Raw genomic sequence first — 15,595 nt, 5'->3', positions numbered from 1 at the left:
GATGCGCTGACCGGGCCGCGCTACGCTTCGACGCCCCATGAAGGGCTGAGGGGTCTTAGCTTCACGGTCCCCCATGTGCAACCCCTTTTCCGTGGCTCCGGCGCGGACATCTCGCGCCGGAGCCTGTCGTCGTCACGCATGCGTCGGCGTCGCGTGGGGATCGTGCTTGTCGGGTGTGCCGCCATGCGGATCCTTGCCGCGCTTCTTGGCGAACCAGATCAGGACGTTTCGGATCGCCACGTAGAAGACCGGGGTCAGGAACAGGCCGAAGAAGGTCGCGCCGATCATGCCGAAACAGACCGCGGTGCCCAGAGCCTGACGCATCTCGGCGCCCGGGCCCGTGGCGATGACGAGGGGCACCGTACCGAGGATGAAGGCGAAGGCCGTCATCAGGATGGGGCGCAGGCGCAGGCGACAGGCTTCCACAGCGGCGGCGACCGGACCCTTCCTCTCCGTCTCTTCCAGCTGGTGAGCGAACTCCACGATCAGGATCGCGTTCTTCGCCGCCAGACCGATGAGCACGATCAGTCCGATCTGGGTCAGGATGTTGTTGTCCTGCCCCCTGAACTGGACCGCGCCCAGGGCCGAGAGCACGCCCGTCGGGACGACGAGGATGATCGCCAGCGGCAGCGCCCAGGATTCGTACTGCGCCGCCAGCACCAGGAAGACGAGGAGCACGCCGAGACCGAAGACGTAGATCGCAGTGTTGCCCGTCGCCTTCTGCTGGAAGGCGATCTCGGTCCAATCGTAGGCGTAGCCCTCCGGCAGGGACTGGGCGATCTTCTCCATCGCCGCGAGCGCCTGGCCGGTCGACACGCCGGGCTTGGCATCGCCCTGGATCGGCACCGAATAGAACAGGTTGAACCGCTGCACGATCTGCGGCCCGCTGATCTCGCGGATCGAGGCCAGTGTCCCCATGGGCACCAGAGCGCCGGTGGAGGAACGGACCTTGAGCTGCTCGATATCGCGCTTCTCCAGGCGGAAGGCGGCATCGGCCTGCGCGCGCACCTGGTAGATGCGGCCGAACGTGTTGAAGTCGTTGATGTAGGCGCCGCCGAGATTGGTCTGCAGGGTGGCGAAGACCGAAGCCAGCGGCACGTTCAGCATCCGCGCCATCGTGCGATCGATGTCGATGAAGAGCTGAGGCGTGTCGTTGCCGAAGGTCGTGAACACCCGCTGGACGTCGCTGCTCTGGTTCGCCTGACCGAGGATCTCGTTCGTGGCGGCCAGCAGCGGAGCGATGGCGGAGCTCTGGCGGTTCTCGATCTGCATCTTGAAGCCACCGCCGGTGCCGAGGCCGCGGACCGGTGGTGGTGGGATGAACAGGACGCGGGCCTCTTGGATCGAGGCGGTGGCCTTGAACACGTCGCCGGTGATCGCAGCCGCCGTTCTGCCCGTCGTCGCGCGCTCCTTTGCCCCCTTCAGGACCAGGAACATCACGGCGCCGTTGGTGGTGTTGGTGAAGGTCGCCCCGTCGAAGCCCGAGATGATGACGGCATCGCTGACGCCGTCGACCTTCAAGGCCATGTCGGCGGCCCGCCTCACCACGGCGGTGGTGCGCTCCAGGGCCGAGCCCGCCGGCAGCTGGACGACGCCGATGAGGTAACCCTGGTCCTGCTGCGGGATGAAGCCCGTGGGCGTCGTCGTGGCCACATGCAGCGTGCCGGCGATGATCGCGGCATAGACCACCATCATACCGAGCAGGCCGATCGTGCGGCCGGTCAGGAATTGGATCGTGGCGGCGTAGCCATGCGACAGCTTGTCGAAGCCCCGATTGAACAAGTCGGCGAGCCAGGCGACGAACCGCGTCAGGAAGAACTTCGGCTTGGCGTGTTCGTGGTGGGGCTTGAGCAGCAGCTTGCAGAGCGCCGGTGACAGCGTCAGCGAGTTGAACATCGAGATGATGGTCGAGGCCGCGATGGTGAGCGCGAACTGCTTGTAGAACTGCCCCGAAATGCCGGGGATGAAGGCGGTGGGGATGAACACCGCCGACAGGACGAGGGCGATGGCGAGCACCGCGCCGCCCACCTCGTCCATGGTCTTGTGCGCCGCGTCTCCGGGCGACAGCCCCTCGGCCATGTTCCGCTCGACATTCTCCACCACCACGATCGCGTCGTCGACGACGATGCCGATGGCGAGGACGAGCCCGAACAGGGTGAGATTGTTGATGGAGAAGCCGAAGGCCTGCATGGCCGCGAAGGTGCCGATCAGCGAGACCGGGATCGCGATCACCGGGATCAGCGCCGTGCGCCAGCTCTGCAGGAAGACGATGACCACGATGACCACGAGGGCCACGGCTTCGAACAGGGTCTTATAGACCTCGTGGACCGATTCCTCGATGAACTCGGTGGGGTTGTAGGCGATCCTGTACTGGACCCCCGGCGGGAAGCTTTTCTTGATCGTCTCCATCGTCGCCCGCACCTGCGTGGCGGCTTCGAGGGCGTTGGTGCCCGGACGCTGGAACACGCCGACGCCGACGGCGGGGGTCCCGTTCAGGAAGGACTGCGTGGTGTAGTCCTTCTGGCCCATTTCGGTGCGGGCAATGTCCTTCACGCGCACGAGGCGGCCGTCGCTGGCCTTGACGATGACCTCGGTGAACTCTTCCGGGGTCTGGAAGCGACCCTGCGACTGGACGACGAGCTGGAAGGCATTGTCCTTCGGCGCAGGCGGGGCGCCGAGGGCGCCCGAGGCGACCTGGACGTTCTGCTCCTGGAGGGCCGAGATCACGTCGGTGGTCGAGAGTCCGTAGGCGGACAGCTTGTTCGGATCGAGCCAGATGCGGAGCGCGTATTCGCTGCCGCCGAACACCGTGATGTCGCCGACGCCATCGAGGCGCAGCAGCTCGTCGCGGATACGCAGGTAGATATAGTTCGAGAGATAGTTCTGGTCGTAGGTGTTGTCCGGGGACAGCAGGTGCACGACCATCATCAGATCGGGCGACGACTTGCGGACGGTGACGCCGAGGTTGCGCACGTCGGGCGGCAGGCGCGGCTGCGCCACCGAAAGACGATTCTGCACCAGCACGTTGGCGATATCGAGGTTGGTGCCGACCTTGAAGGTGACGGTCAGCTGCATGTTGCCGTCGTTGGTCGACAACGACGTCATGTAGAGCATGTTGTCGACGCCGTTCACCTCCTGCTCGATCGGCGTCGCGATCGTTGCCGCCACCGTCTCGGCATTGGCGCCCGGATAGGAGGCGCGCACGACGACGGTCGGCGGAACGATCTCCGGATATTGCGCGACGGGCAGCGACTCGTAGGAGACGTAGCCGAGGATCAGGAAGATGATCGACGTCACCGACGCGAAGATCGGCCGATCGACGAAGAAGTGGGCAAAGCGCATCGGTCAAACCTCTCGCCACAAAGGCGCCCTGGGCCACCTTTGCGGGAATGTTTCTTCGTTCGCCGTCACGAACCCACCGGATGTCACGCCCCTGAAACGGAAGGCGGAAACCGGCGGGTCCGGTCTAGAATGGGTTGCGCGTCAGCTGCGGCTCGGCGGCAGCGTGCTCGCCTCTGCCGTCACCTTGGCGCCCGGGCGGACGCGGGACAGGCCGTTGACGACGACGTTCTCGTCACCCTTCAGTCCTTCGCGGATCACGCGGTAACCATCGACCTTCGGCCCGAGCTTCACGTCGCGGGTGCTCACCGAGCCATCGTCGGCGACGATGTAGACGATGCGCTTGTCCTGGTTCGCGGAGATGGCCTCGTCGGGCAGGAGGATACCCTGGAAGGGCTTCGTCGCCGGCAGCGAGACGATGCCGAACAGGCCCGGCTTGATGAAGCCGTCCGGGTTCTCGACGGTGGCGCGCAGCAGCACCGTACCGGTGGCGTTGTCAACGCGGTTGTCCACGAAGTCGAGGGTGCCCTTGCGGGTCGGCTTGGTCTCGTTGGTCAGGGCGATCAGGATCGGAACGCCCTTGCCCTTCTGGGTCTGCCCCATGCCGATGCCGAGGCTGCCCTGATATTTCAGAAAGGAGCGCTCATCCACGGTGAAGCCGAAGTAGATCGGGTCGAGGGAGACGATCGTGGTCAGCTGGGTCTGATCGGTGATGACGATGTTGCCCTCGGTGACGAGGCGCTGGCTGATACGGCCCGAGATCGGCGCGCGGACTTCGGTGAAGTCGTAATTGAGCTGTGCCTGGCGCAACTGCGCATCAGCGCTGTCGACATTGGCCTGCGCCGTCTGCGATGCCTGCCGGCGCTGGTCCGTCACCTGCTCGGAGATGTTGCCGGAACGGCTCAGGGTCTGAGCGCGTTCGAGGTCGGTCTGGGAAAAGGTCAGTCCGGCCTGAGCGGAGGTGAGGGCGGCCTTGGCCTGATCGAGGGCCGCCTTGTAGGGGCGACGGTCGATCACGAAGAGCAGGTCGCCCTTCTTCACCGTGGCGCCGTCCACGAAATTAACCTTCTCGAGATAGCCCGTGACCCGCGCCCGGACATCGACGATCTCAACGGGATCGAACCGGCCCGTATAGATATCGGTCTCGACGATCTCGCGCACAACCGGCTTGGCCGTGGTCACCTTCGGAGGCGGACCACCGGGGGCCTGGGCGGAAACCGGAGAGGCGAAGGCCAGAAATACGGCGGACAGGAGGATCGCGGACGACCATCCGGAGAGCGGACGCTTGATCATGTTGCTTTTCCCTGCGCCCTGCGAGCTAAAGGCACCGTTCCCGTGATGTCGTGCGCTGCCGCACATAGCCCGTGGAGCTATGGGATTGAGACGTGGAATGTTCAGGATTCGACCGTTTCCCCGGCCAGATACCAGTCCTTGAACCCACCGACATAATGCTCCTCCACCGGGATCCCGGCGGATTGAGCGGCGGCCAGGGCGTGGACCGAACGGACACCGGCCGCGCAGGAGAAGACCGGGCGACGACCGTCCTCGGCGATCAGCGCCGACAGGGCGCGCGTGTCGAAGGTGGACAGAGGGTGGGTGACGGAACCCGGAATGTGCCCGGCCGCGTATTCGTGAGGCTCCCGCACGTCGATGAGCAGGATCGAGCGATCGTCGAGTCCCCGCTTGATCGTCTCCCGGTCGAGATCGACAACCTTCATGCGCTTGGCCCTCGCTTCGTCGCCACACGGAGACTCGTGGCGAATGTTCTTATGCGTCAGGCGTCATCACGGCAAATTCCCTGTCGGACAAATGCCATCGCGAGCGTTCGGCAATACGGGCCGGAGGAGGTTCGGCGCGATAGAGCGAAGCCGTTCGAGCGGGACGGTTAGGCACGATGACCACCTCGACCTCCCGCCGATCGACTGCGTACCTTGAACAGCCTTGTGGGACAGGGCGCGCGATCTACCCGGGCGCCCTGTTCGGCGCCTCGATCCCGGCGGCTACGCCATGATGACCGCGGTCTTAGGCCGAGGCGAAACCGCTGAGAGCGGCCAGTCTTGGATCGGCGATCCCGATGGCCTGGAACAGGCTGCCCATTCCTCTTTTCTCAGACGCGGTCAGGCGATGGAAGGCGGCGTCGACCGCTTCGGCCTGCGCTTGGCTCGCCATGCCCTTCAGGCGATCCGCGCGCTCACGCAGGCCGAGGTTCAGAAGGAACCCCCGCTGGTCCAGGGGTCCATCGACTCGGGCTCCCTCGCCGATCGCAGCCCTCCCGAGGGCGGCGAAATCGACATGGGTCGTCAGATCCGCCTCGCCGGGAGCCAGCAGGGGATCGGTGAAGCGATGGGCCGATACCGCCTGGAGGGTATCGCCGAATCCAGGCCGCACATGGCCGTAATCGATGGCCAGGAGCGCGCCGCCCTGAGCGACGATCCGGCGGCTCAAGCTCCGCACGATGTCGAGGGCCGCTCCCGGAACGGTCATCAGCGCCCCGACCGGCGCCTGGACCGCGATTTCCCGGTCGGGCTCCGCTGCGAGACCGAAGGCGAGACGGCCGCCATCCGGAGAGAGGCCGACGAGGCGTTCGCACCAGCCGCGCTCCGTCCTCAGGAACTGGCGAACGGGGAGGGCGTCGAAGAACTCGTTGGCGATGACGATCATCGGCCCATCGGGCAGGGTCTCGATGCCATCGTGCCACGTGGGTGAAACGGCTCCGAGGCGGGACGCCTGCGCCGCCCGAAGAACGGGGCTGGTCTCGACGAGGTGGATGGCGGGCTTCCAATCAGGCGCCGCGCGGTTCAGGGCCCGCAGGGCGTCGGCCATCAGCGTGCCGCGACCGGGGCCGAGTTCCGCCAGGACGAGGTGGCTCGGTCCGCCCATGGCAGCCCATGTCAGGGCGATCCAGATACCGATCAGCTCGCCGAACATCTGGCTGATCTCGGGCGCGGTGACGAAATCGCCACGGGCGCCGAGGGGATCGCGGCTGCGGTAATAGCCGTGGACCGGATGTCCGAGGCAGAGCGCCATGTAACGGGCGATGCCGATGGGGCCGGTCTCGACGATCTCGTCGCGGATCTCGGCGAAGAGCGGCGTGGTCACGCTGCGTCGGCCCGTACGGTCTCCGCCTGTTCAGGGCGCGGCTGCGTCACGCCGCGGGCGGCGAGGACGATATAGGCGATGCCGATCAGGGCCATCGGCACGCAGAGCAGCATCCCCATGGTGATGCCGCCATAGCGCCAGTCCCCGGTACCGAAGAGGTATCCAAGCTGCCGGTCGGGTTCACGAAAAAACTCGCAGAACGTGCGAGCGAGCGCGTAGCCGAGGACGAAGAGTCCGCCGAGGAGGCCCGGCTTGCGGAAGCCGAAGGCGCGGACGGCGATGGCCATCACCACGAACAGGAGAGCCCCCTCCGTGGCCGCCTCGTAGAGCTGGCTCGGGTGCCGCGCCAGCGGGCCACCCGAGGGAAACACCACCGCGTAGGCGAAATCCGGGGCGATCCGCCCCCACAGCTCGCCGTTCACGAAATTGGCGATGCGACCGAAGAACAGGCCGATGGGAACGACGACGGCGGCGAGATCGAGAAGGGTATAGGGAGACAGTTTTCGCGAGCGGGCGAACAGCACCATGGCCAGGACGGCACCGAGAAAGCCGCCGTGGAAGGACATGCCGCCGTTGCGGATCGCCAGGATCTCGAGGGGATCGTCGAGATAGAGCGGCAAATTGTAGAACAGGACGTAGCCGATGCGGCCGCCGAGGACGACGCCGAGGGCGACCCAGACGATGAGGTCGTCGACGTCGTTGAGGCTCGGCCGCCGCACGACACCCCAGAACCGGTCCGCCGCCACCAGCCGGCGGGCATAGAACCAACCGCCGACGAGGCCGGCGATGTAGGACAGGGCGTACCACTTGATCGTGATCGGGCCGATCGCCACCGCCACCGGATCGATGGCGGGAAAGGGCAGGGCGAGCAACGGCGGCATCGGCTGGCCTCCAGGAATGGCGCCGGCTTTGGACGTGCCGGGCCTCCCGCGTCAACCCTCGGGCGACGCGGGAGGCCCATGACGGGTCAGGCGGCCCGCACCGTCGCGAGGAATTGACCGACTTCCGAACGCAGGCTGTCGGACTGGGTCGACAGATCTTCCGAGGCCGTCAGGACCCGGCCGGCGGAGGTGCCGGCCTCGGCCGCCGAGCGGGCGACCTCCTCGATATCCGTGGTCATGGCGCCGGTACCGGCCGAAGCCTGCCCCATGTTGCGGACGATCTCCTGCGTCGTCAGGCTCTGCTCCTCCACGGCCGCGGCGATGCTGCTGGTGACCATGCTCATGCTCTCGATCCGCGAAACGATGCCCTGGATCGCGCCCGACGCGCCGTTGGTCGCGCCCTGGATCGCCTCCACCTGCTGGTGGATTTCGGCCGTGGCGCGGGAGGTCTGCTCGGCGAGGCTCTTCACCTCGGCCGCTACGACGGCGAACCCGCGTCCGGCTTCGCCCGCACGCGCGGCTTCGATGGTCGCGTTGAGGGCCAGCAGGTTGGTCTGCGATGCGATCTGCTGGACCATGCCGACCACGTCACCGATGCGCGTCGCGGCGACCGACAGCGTGCGCATGGTGTCCGCGGTACGGCTCGCTTCCTCGACGGCGGAGCGGGACATGTCGGCGGCCTGCTCGACCTGACGTCCGATCTCCTGCACCGTCGCGCCGAGCTCCTCGGCGGCGGCGGCCACCGCGTTGACGTTGCCGGCGGTCTGGTGGGCGGTGGCGGCGACAGACGTCGAACGGCTGACCGTGCCGTCCACCGTTGTGGTCATGCTGTTCGACGCATCGTGCAGGCTCGCCGAGGCGGACGACACGCCATCGACGATGCGGCCGACGGAGCGCTCGAAATTGTCGGCGAGTTCGTTGAGCAGGGCGCGGCGCTCGATCTCCGCGCGCATGCGGGAGGCCTCGGTGGTGCGAAGCTGCTGAGCCGCATCTTCCAGCGAAATGTCGCGGATGGTGACGACGGCGCGGGCGATGTCGCCGATCTCGTCGGCACGACGGCTGCCGGGAACCTCTTCGAGGATCTCGCGGCGGGCCAAGGCCTGGAGGGCACGAGCCAGGGCACCGAGGGGCCGGACGATGCTGCGGGCGAAGAGCAGGCCGATAAGGGCGGTGGCTGCGAGAACCGCGATAGCCGACATGAGCAGCGATTTCGTCAGGCTGCTCACGGAATGCAGCGCCTCGCTCTGGGCCTGCTCGGCGACGATCGTCCAGGGCGAACCCAGCATCGAGATCGAGGCGGTGGCGGCCAGGCGAGCTTTGTCGCCGCTGCCGTAGACGAAGGGCTTGCCGGATTTCAGGTTCTCGGCATCAAGGCCCGTCGTCGAGACGGGCATGCCCGCTTTCACGGCGGAGTTCAGGGGCGGATTACCGCGCAGTAGCCCATCGGAACCGACTGCCATGACCTGTCCCGTATCGCCCAGGCCGTTCCGTTCGGACAGCGAGGCGTCGAAGAGGGCGGGCGTCACGCGCAGCACGAGGAATCCGATCCGCGAGGCGGCCTGGCCGGTTCCCATGGCGACGTTGGCGCGACGGTAGATGCCACGGCCCAGGAAGGCGGAGGGACCGGAATCGGCGGGATAGGCGGCGAAATCCTGGGTCAGGACCGTATCGGGCTCGGCGGCCTTCAGGCGCTCGATGAGTGTGGCGAGACCGGTCTTCTGAAGCTCCGGCTCCGACAGGTTGTGGGTGAAATCCGCGCCCTTCGTGGTGGTGTAGACGATGCGCCCTTCCTCATCGACGAAGAGAAGGTCGGCATAGCCGGGACGCTCCACGAGCTTGCGGGCCACTTCCTGCACCTTGGCGTGGCGACGGCCATACATGGTGCCGGTGCCCTCGACCGCCATGCGTTCCTGCGCGGTCGTCGGGCTGGTGAAGGCCTGCACGAGGCCGGCATAATCGGCCTTCGCCGGATCGAGGGACTCGACCAGATCGCCGACATTGCTCGAAACCTGATTGTTGCCGGCGGTGGCCGCCAGATCGCCGCGAGCCCGATCGGCGATCAGTTCCAGGCCGGTCTTGCGGGCCGTGGCGGCGAATTCCAGTCGTTCCTGCACGGCGGAGATCAAGCCGGACTTGGCTGAGTACCAGCTCAGGCTGCCCATGACGGCGGTGCTGACCATCGCCAACCCTACGATGATGACGGGCAGGCGGACATTGAGACTGCTGACGATAGACATACGAACGGAAGCCCCCGAGAAACTGGGGTGCAAATTATCCTATGACAAATTTAGAAAACGTTCCTCGGGGGCGGGGCTGCGTACTTTTCATGCTCGAAAAATGCTGTTTCGGCATTGCCCGGCCTCCATGAGGGAAGGCCGGGACGAGCATCACCGACAATGCTCAATGGGCGGAAGCGGCCTCGGAGGCAGCGATTTCCGGCCGGGCGACCTCTCCTGTCGCCAGAAACAGGCGGTACGCGAGATTGTCCGTCTCATCGACGCATGGGTATCCCAAAGCGTCCAGGGCGGCGTCGAAACGCTGGCGCTCTTCGGCGGGCACGCTGATCCCGGCGAGCACGCGGCCGTAATCGGCGCCGTGGTTACGGTAGTGGAACAGGGTGATGTTGAACCCGTCCGCAAGGCCGTCGAGGAATCGCAGGAGGGCGCCCGGCCGCTCCGGAAACTGGAACCGGTAGATGCGCTCGTCGGCGAGTTCGGCCGAACGGCCGCCGACCATGTAGCGGATGTGAACCTTGGCCATCTCGTTGTCGCTGAGATCGACCACGCTGTAGCCGTCGGCCCGAAGGCCGGCGATGAGGTCGCGCTTTTCCGGGATCCCGCCGGGCAGGTTGATGCCCACGAAGATCTGCGCCTCGGCGGAGGGCGCGTAGCGGTAGTTGAACTCGGTGATCGCACGCGGGCCGAGATGGCGGATGAACGCGCGATAGGCGCCCGCGCGCTCGGGGATCGTAACGCCGAGGAGCGCCTCGCGCTGCTCGCCGATCTCGGCACGCTCGGCGATGTGGCGCAGACGATCGAAGTTGAGGTTGGCTCCCGACGAGATCGCCACCAGCGTCCCGGCCGAGCCGCCCTCGCGCGCCGCGTAGACCTTCGCACCGGCCAGAGCCAGCGCGCCGGAGGGCTCGGAGACCGCGCGGGTATCGTCGAAGATGTCCTTGACCGCCGCGCACATGGCGTCGGTATCCACGGTGATGACCCCGTCGAGATGCTCGCGGCAGAGGCGGAAGGTCTCCTCACCGGCCTGGCGCACGGCGACGCCGTCGGCGAACAATCCCACAGTCGGCAGCACGACACGCTCGTCGGCGGCCAGGGCCGCCGCCATGCAGGCGGCATCGTCCGGCTCGACGCCGATGACCTTGGTCTCGGGCCGCAGGTACTTCACGAAGGTGGCGATGCCGGCGGCGAGACCGCCGCCGCCGACCGGCACGAAGATCGCCTCGATCGGCCCGGAATGCTGGGTCAGAATCTCCATGCCGATGGTGCCCTGGCCGGCGATCACATCGGGATCGTCGAACGGGTGGAGGAAGGTGAGCCCCTGCTCGCCTTCCAACTGGCGGGCATGGCCGAGCGCCTCGTCGAACGTATCGCCGAACAGCACGACCTCGGCCCCGCGCGCGCGGCAGGCATCGACCTTGATGACGGGGGTCGTGCGCGGCATCACGATGACGGCACGCACAGTGAGCCGAGCCGCCGCGAGAGCAACGCCCTGGGCATGGTTCCCGGCCGAGGCGCAGACGACCCCGCGCGCCAGCACCTCGGACGAGAGGCCCGACATCTTGTTGTAGGCGCCGCGTAGCTTGAACGAGAACACCGGCTGCAGGTCCTCGCGCTTGAGCAGGACCGGGCGCCCCAGACGCGCAGACATGCGCGGCATGGGATCGAGCGGGCTCTCGATGGCGACGTCGTAGACGCGGGCGGTGAGGATCATGCGGATGTAGTCGGTCAAGGAGACGCGTGCTCCGTCGCAGGTCTGGAATCGGTTTCGGATGAGCCTCGGGATACGCCCGTGGGACGGAAGAAGCGAGGGGCGATCCCCCGGCCCGGTGGGACAAGGCGCCACCCGTCGCGGAGATGGCGAGGGAGGGACGGTTTTAGAACAACCTGTCGATGGCGGCCGCCAGCCACACCAGGGCCACCAGAGCCTGCGCCATGAAGGCGCCCGCGGAGGCGAGGTCCTTCACGACGCCGATCCTGACATGGCGATCGGGGTGGAGGTGGTCGCAGAGCTTCTCGATCGCCGTATTCAGAAACTCCGCCGCCAGCATCACGAGCAGGCTCGCCAGCAGCGCCACGCGAACCCAGAGCGTCGCCCCCATCACCAACGCGGCGGGAATTCCGATCACCAGCAGAACGAGTTCAAGGCGCAGGGCCCGTTCGGTCCGGGCGCCGAAGACGAGGCCGCGCCAGGAATTGAGGAAGGCGAGATAGAGCGCGTGCATGGGGTCAGCGGTCCGCGGGAGCGCCGCGGGCGATCCATTTCGCGAGAAGGGGGCCGGTGAGGAGCACCACGAACAGGCGCAGGGTCTGCACGGCCAGGACGAAGGACACGTCGGCCTTGGAGCCCACCGCGATGATTGCCACGGAATCGAGCCCGCCCGGACTGGTGGCGAGAAACGCCGTGAGGAAGTCCACCGGCAGCAGGAAGGTAAGGCCGTAGGCCCAGCCGCCGCACAGGGCGATGACGGCGAAGGTGGCGACGAGGATGCCCGGCAGGGCGGCGAATGTCTCGCGCAAGGTCTGCGCCGTGAAGCGCAGACCGACATACCAGCCGATACAGGCATAGGCGAGGTCGAGGAGCGGTTCGGGCAGGGCCATCGAGACGAGGCCCGTGGCATGGAGGACGGCGCCCAGGATCATCGGCCCGACGAGGGCGCTCGCCGGCAGGCGCAGGAGCCGGGCCAGCGCGACGCCGATCCCGGCGACCGCGAGAGTGGCGAGAACGGGCAGGATGCCGGTATCGGCCAGGGACGCGGCCTTCGCGGTGGTCGACGTATCGGTGAGGATGCGGGCGACCACGGAGGCCGAGAGGACGACGGCGGCGACGCGGACGTATTGCATGAAGGCGACGAGGCGCGGGTCCGCGCCGTATTCCTCGGCCATGGCCGTCATGGCGGCGGCCCCACCGGGGGAGGAGCCCCAGGCGGCGGTGCTGCCGGGAAGGATCCGCAGGCGGGTCAATGCCCAGCCCACGAGGGCGCCGGCCATCACGGTGACGAGCACCACGGCGAGGATCAGCAATCCGTCATCGAGGAGCGTCCCGACGATATCGGCGGTGACCGCCTTGGCGACGAGGCAGCCGATGATGGCCTGCGCCGCCTGGAACCCGGGCCGCGCCAGTGACAGGCTCGCCCCGCCGACCCCGAAGGCGATGGCCACGAGCATCGGCCCCAGGAGGAGCGCCGCCGGGAACTGTGCCAGCGTGAGGCCGTAGGCGATGGCGGCCGAGGCGGCGACGAGCGCCGTCCAGAGGCCGAGGGAGCGCGGGCTGAGCACGGGAAACCGATAGTTGGGAAGTGCCCGCCGTTACACCGGATCGGCGCCACTGTCACGGTTCGCCCCGGCATCGTCGCGAAACGCCGCGGTCCCGGCGGGGGCATGCGCCCTGAAGAAGCCCGCCAGATGCGACAGGCCGGCGGCGCGGGGATCGCTGGACCGCCAGGCGAGCGCGATGGTGCGGCCCGGTCCATCCACATCGAAGCTGCGCGTCACGGTGAGGCCGCTGGCATCGGCCCCGGCCGGCACGGCGAGGGCGGGGAGGAGGGTGTAGCCTGCGCCGGCGGCCACCATCGAGCGCAGGGTCTCGAGAGAGGTGGCGTGGCGGCCCGCCGCCGAGCCAGCGCCGCACGCGGCGACCGCCTGATCGCGCAGGCAGTTGCCTTCGTCGAGGAGAAGCAGGTCCGGCCCGGCGATATCCGTCGCCCGCAACGCTCCCCCCTGGGCGAGGGCATGGTCGGCGGGGCAGGCCAGCAGGAACGGCTCGATGAACAGAGGCGAGACGGTGAGACCGGAGGTCGGTACCGGCAGGGAGATCAACGCGGCATCGATCCGCCCGTCACGCAGGCCTTCCAGGATCTCCGCGGTCCTGGCCTCGCTCAGCGCCAGGGACAGGACGGGAAATTCCTGCCTCAATGTCCGAAGCACGAGGGGGAACAGGTAGGGGCCGAGGGTCTGGATCGCCGCGAGGACGAGGCGGCCGGTGAGCGGCGCGCCGCGCCCTTCGCTCGCCAGGGCAAGCAACCGCTGCGCCTCCGCCAGAACCGTGCGCGCCTGCCGGACGATGCTTTGTCCCGCCGGTGTCAGCATGACCCGCCGGTTGCCGCGCTCGAACAGGACGAGGCCCAGGGCCTCTTCGAGCTTGCGCACCTGCACGCTCAACGTGGGCTGACTGACGTTGCAGCGTTCGGCCGCCCGGCCGAAGTGGCTCTCGTCGGCCACGGCCACGGCATATTCCAGATCCCGGAGGGACAGACCCGATACGTTCATAGGCTCTATCTATCGCAGCCTTTGCGACGATGCATTAGCCAAACGATCCTGCGCGGTTCATAAGGGTGTCTCAGAACGATTCCAGGATGGCGACGCGGCGCCGCATGCCCGATCCGGATCGTCCCGACATTTTAGGAGAGAATCCCGCATGAGCGATCAACGCCCGATACTGACCACCCGCCAGGGCCATCCGGTCCGTGACAACCAGAGCACGCGCACGGTCGGCGAGCGGGGACCGGCGACCCTCGAGAACTATCAGTTCATCGAGAAGATCACTCATTTCGACCGTGAGCGTATTCCCGAGCGCGTCGTCCATGCCCGCGGCGCCGGCGCCCATGGCTATTTCGAAGCCTACGGCAAGATCGGCAACGAGCCGGCTTCAAAGTATACCCGTGCCCGCGTGCTGAACGAGACCGGCGTGAAGACGCCGATGTTCGTGCGCTTCTCCACCGTGGCCGGCGCCAAGGAGAGCCCCGAGACCGAGCGCGACCCGCGCGGCTTCGCGGTGAAGTTCAAGACCGTCGACGGCAATTGGGATCTCGTGGGTAACAACCTCAAGGTCTTCTTCATCCGCGACGCGATCAAGTTCCCCGACATGATCCATGCGTTCAAGCCGGACCCGGTGACGAACCGTCAGGAGCCATGGCGCTTCTTCGACTTCGTGTCTCAGCATCCCGAAGCCATCCACATGGTGACGCATCTGAAGTCGCCCTGGGGCATTCCCGCCAACTATCGCGAGATGGAGGGCTCGGGCGTGAACACCTACAAGCTGGTCAACGACCAGGGCGAAGCCGTGCTCTGCAAGTTCCATTGGGAGCCCAAGCAGGGCATCCGCAACCTGACCTCGGCCCAGGCCTCCGAGATCCAGGCCAAGGATGTCGGTCACGCGACCCGCGACCTCTACGACAACATCTCCAAGGGTAACTTCCCCGAGTGGGAATTCTGCGTGCAAATCATGCCGGACGGCCCGAACGACCACCTGTCGTTCGATCCCCTCGACGACACCAAGCTTTGGCCGGTCGAGGACTTCCCGCTTCTGCCCGTGGGCCGCATGGTGCTGGACCGCGTGCCGGACAACTTCTTCGCGGAAGTCGAGCAGTCGGCCTTCGGCACCGGCGTGCTCGTGGACGGCATCGACTTCTCGGACGACAAGATGCTCCAGGGCCGGACGCTGTCCTACTCGGACACCCAGCGTTACCGCGTCGGCGCCAACTACCTGCAGCTGCCGATCAATGCGCCGCAGCCCGGCGTGAAGGTCTATTCGAACCAGCGTGACGGCCAGATGACCTATTCGGTCGACGGCACCGGCCCGAACCGGCACATCAACTACGAGCCCTCGACCCTGGCCGAGGGCCTGCGCGAAGCTCCGAAGCCCGCCAAGGACTATCACCAGCCGGTCCAGGGCCAGCTCGGCCGCTACCAGACCTCGCGTACCGAAGACGATTACACCCAGGCCGGCGTCCGCTACCGTTCTTTCCAGGATTGGGAGCGTGACGACCTGATCGCCAATCTCGTCGGCGACATGAAGCAGTGCCCGGAGCCCATCCAGCTGCGGATGGTCTGGCACTTCTGGCATGCCGACGAGGATTACGGCCGTCGCGTCGCCGAAGGTGCCGGCATCGATCTGGAGAAGGCCAAGGCCCTGCCGCCGCTTCCGGGCCGCGCGGCTCCGGGCAAACGTCTCCAGGCCGAGACCTACACGGACGGCAGCCACGCCCACCGCGTCGCAGCCGAGTAAGCTCAGCGCGCTAGGACTGAGCCATGACCTCCCCG

11 protein-coding genes are annotated in these 15,595 nt (G+C 67.0%); 1 reads left to right on the top strand and 10 read right to left on the bottom strand.

From position 1 onward, the window contains the following. Positions 1-132: 132 nt before the first annotated feature. The 10 genes from ASF34_RS03865 to ASF34_RS03820 form a co-directional block, all read right to left on the bottom strand. The gene (locus ASF34_RS03865; protein WP_056158747.1) at positions 133-3,342 is read right to left on the bottom strand and encodes an efflux RND transporter permease subunit; all 3,210 of its coding nucleotides are present in this window, start codon (positions 3,340-3,342) and stop codon (positions 133-135) included. Between the two features lie 141 nt (positions 3,343-3,483). Next, on the bottom strand, positions 3,484-4,632 hold the full coding sequence (locus ASF34_RS03860) for an efflux RND transporter periplasmic adaptor subunit (protein WP_056158744.1): 1,149 nt from the start codon (positions 4,630-4,632) through the stop codon (positions 3,484-3,486). Positions 4,633-4,733: 101 nt separating this feature from the next. Further along, positions 4,734-5,057 carry a rhodanese-like domain-containing protein gene (locus ASF34_RS03855; RefSeq protein ID WP_056158741.1) on the bottom strand — a complete coding sequence of 108 codons (324 nt, stop codon included), beginning with the start codon at positions 5,055-5,057 and terminating at the stop codon, positions 4,734-4,736. A gap of 304 nt (positions 5,058-5,361) precedes the next feature. Then, complete coding sequence (locus tag ASF34_RS03850) at positions 5,362-6,438, bottom strand: class I SAM-dependent methyltransferase (RefSeq protein ID WP_056158739.1); 1,077 nt, start codon at positions 6,436-6,438, stop codon at positions 5,362-5,364. After that, positions 6,435-7,319, bottom strand: coding sequence for a prolipoprotein diacylglyceryl transferase (lgt, locus tag ASF34_RS03845; protein WP_056158737.1), 885 nt, complete (start codon positions 7,317-7,319; stop codon positions 6,435-6,437). Before lgt ends, ASF34_RS03850 begins: the two co-directional genes overlap by 4 nt. Before the next feature lie 86 nt (positions 7,320-7,405). Continuing rightward, positions 7,406-9,556, bottom strand: a complete 2,151-nt coding sequence (locus ASF34_RS03840; protein WP_026175677.1) for a methyl-accepting chemotaxis protein — start codon at positions 9,554-9,556, stop codon at positions 7,406-7,408. Between the two features lie 163 nt (positions 9,557-9,719). Next, positions 9,720-11,285 carry a threonine ammonia-lyase, biosynthetic gene (gene ilvA / locus ASF34_RS03835; RefSeq protein WP_056158735.1) on the bottom strand — a complete coding sequence of 522 codons (1,566 nt, stop codon included), beginning with the start codon at positions 11,283-11,285 and terminating at the stop codon, positions 9,720-9,722. Positions 11,286-11,430: 145 nt separating this feature from the next. After that, a complete protein-coding gene (locus ASF34_RS03830; protein WP_056158732.1) occupies positions 11,431-11,778 on the bottom strand; it encodes a diacylglycerol kinase in 348 nt (115 codons plus the stop codon). Between the two features lie 4 nt (positions 11,779-11,782). Continuing rightward, positions 11,783-12,832, bottom strand: a complete 1,050-nt coding sequence (locus ASF34_RS03825) for an AbrB family transcriptional regulator (RefSeq protein WP_018042341.1) — start codon at positions 12,830-12,832, stop codon at positions 11,783-11,785. 30 nt (positions 12,833-12,862) lie between these two features. After that, positions 12,863-13,822, bottom strand: coding sequence for a LysR substrate-binding domain-containing protein (locus ASF34_RS03820; protein WP_056158729.1), 960 nt, complete (start codon positions 13,820-13,822; stop codon positions 12,863-12,865). A 148-nt stretch (positions 13,823-13,970) separates the two neighbouring features. Here ASF34_RS03820 and ASF34_RS03815 point away from each other — a divergent pair, with 148 nt between their 5' ends. Continuing rightward, positions 13,971-15,560 carry a catalase gene (locus ASF34_RS03815; RefSeq protein WP_056158726.1) on the top strand — a complete coding sequence of 530 codons (1,590 nt, stop codon included), beginning with the start codon at positions 13,971-13,973 and terminating at the stop codon, positions 15,558-15,560. Positions 15,561-15,595 lie beyond the last annotated feature (35 nt).

Origin of the sequence: Methylobacterium sp. Leaf106, assembly GCF_001422895.1 — a bacterium.
Taxonomy (GTDB): Bacteria; Pseudomonadota; Alphaproteobacteria; order Rhizobiales; family Beijerinckiaceae; genus Methylobacterium; species Methylobacterium bullatum.
Note: the sequence above shows the minus strand (reverse complement) of the source record. Positions and strands in the feature narration are given on the sequence as shown.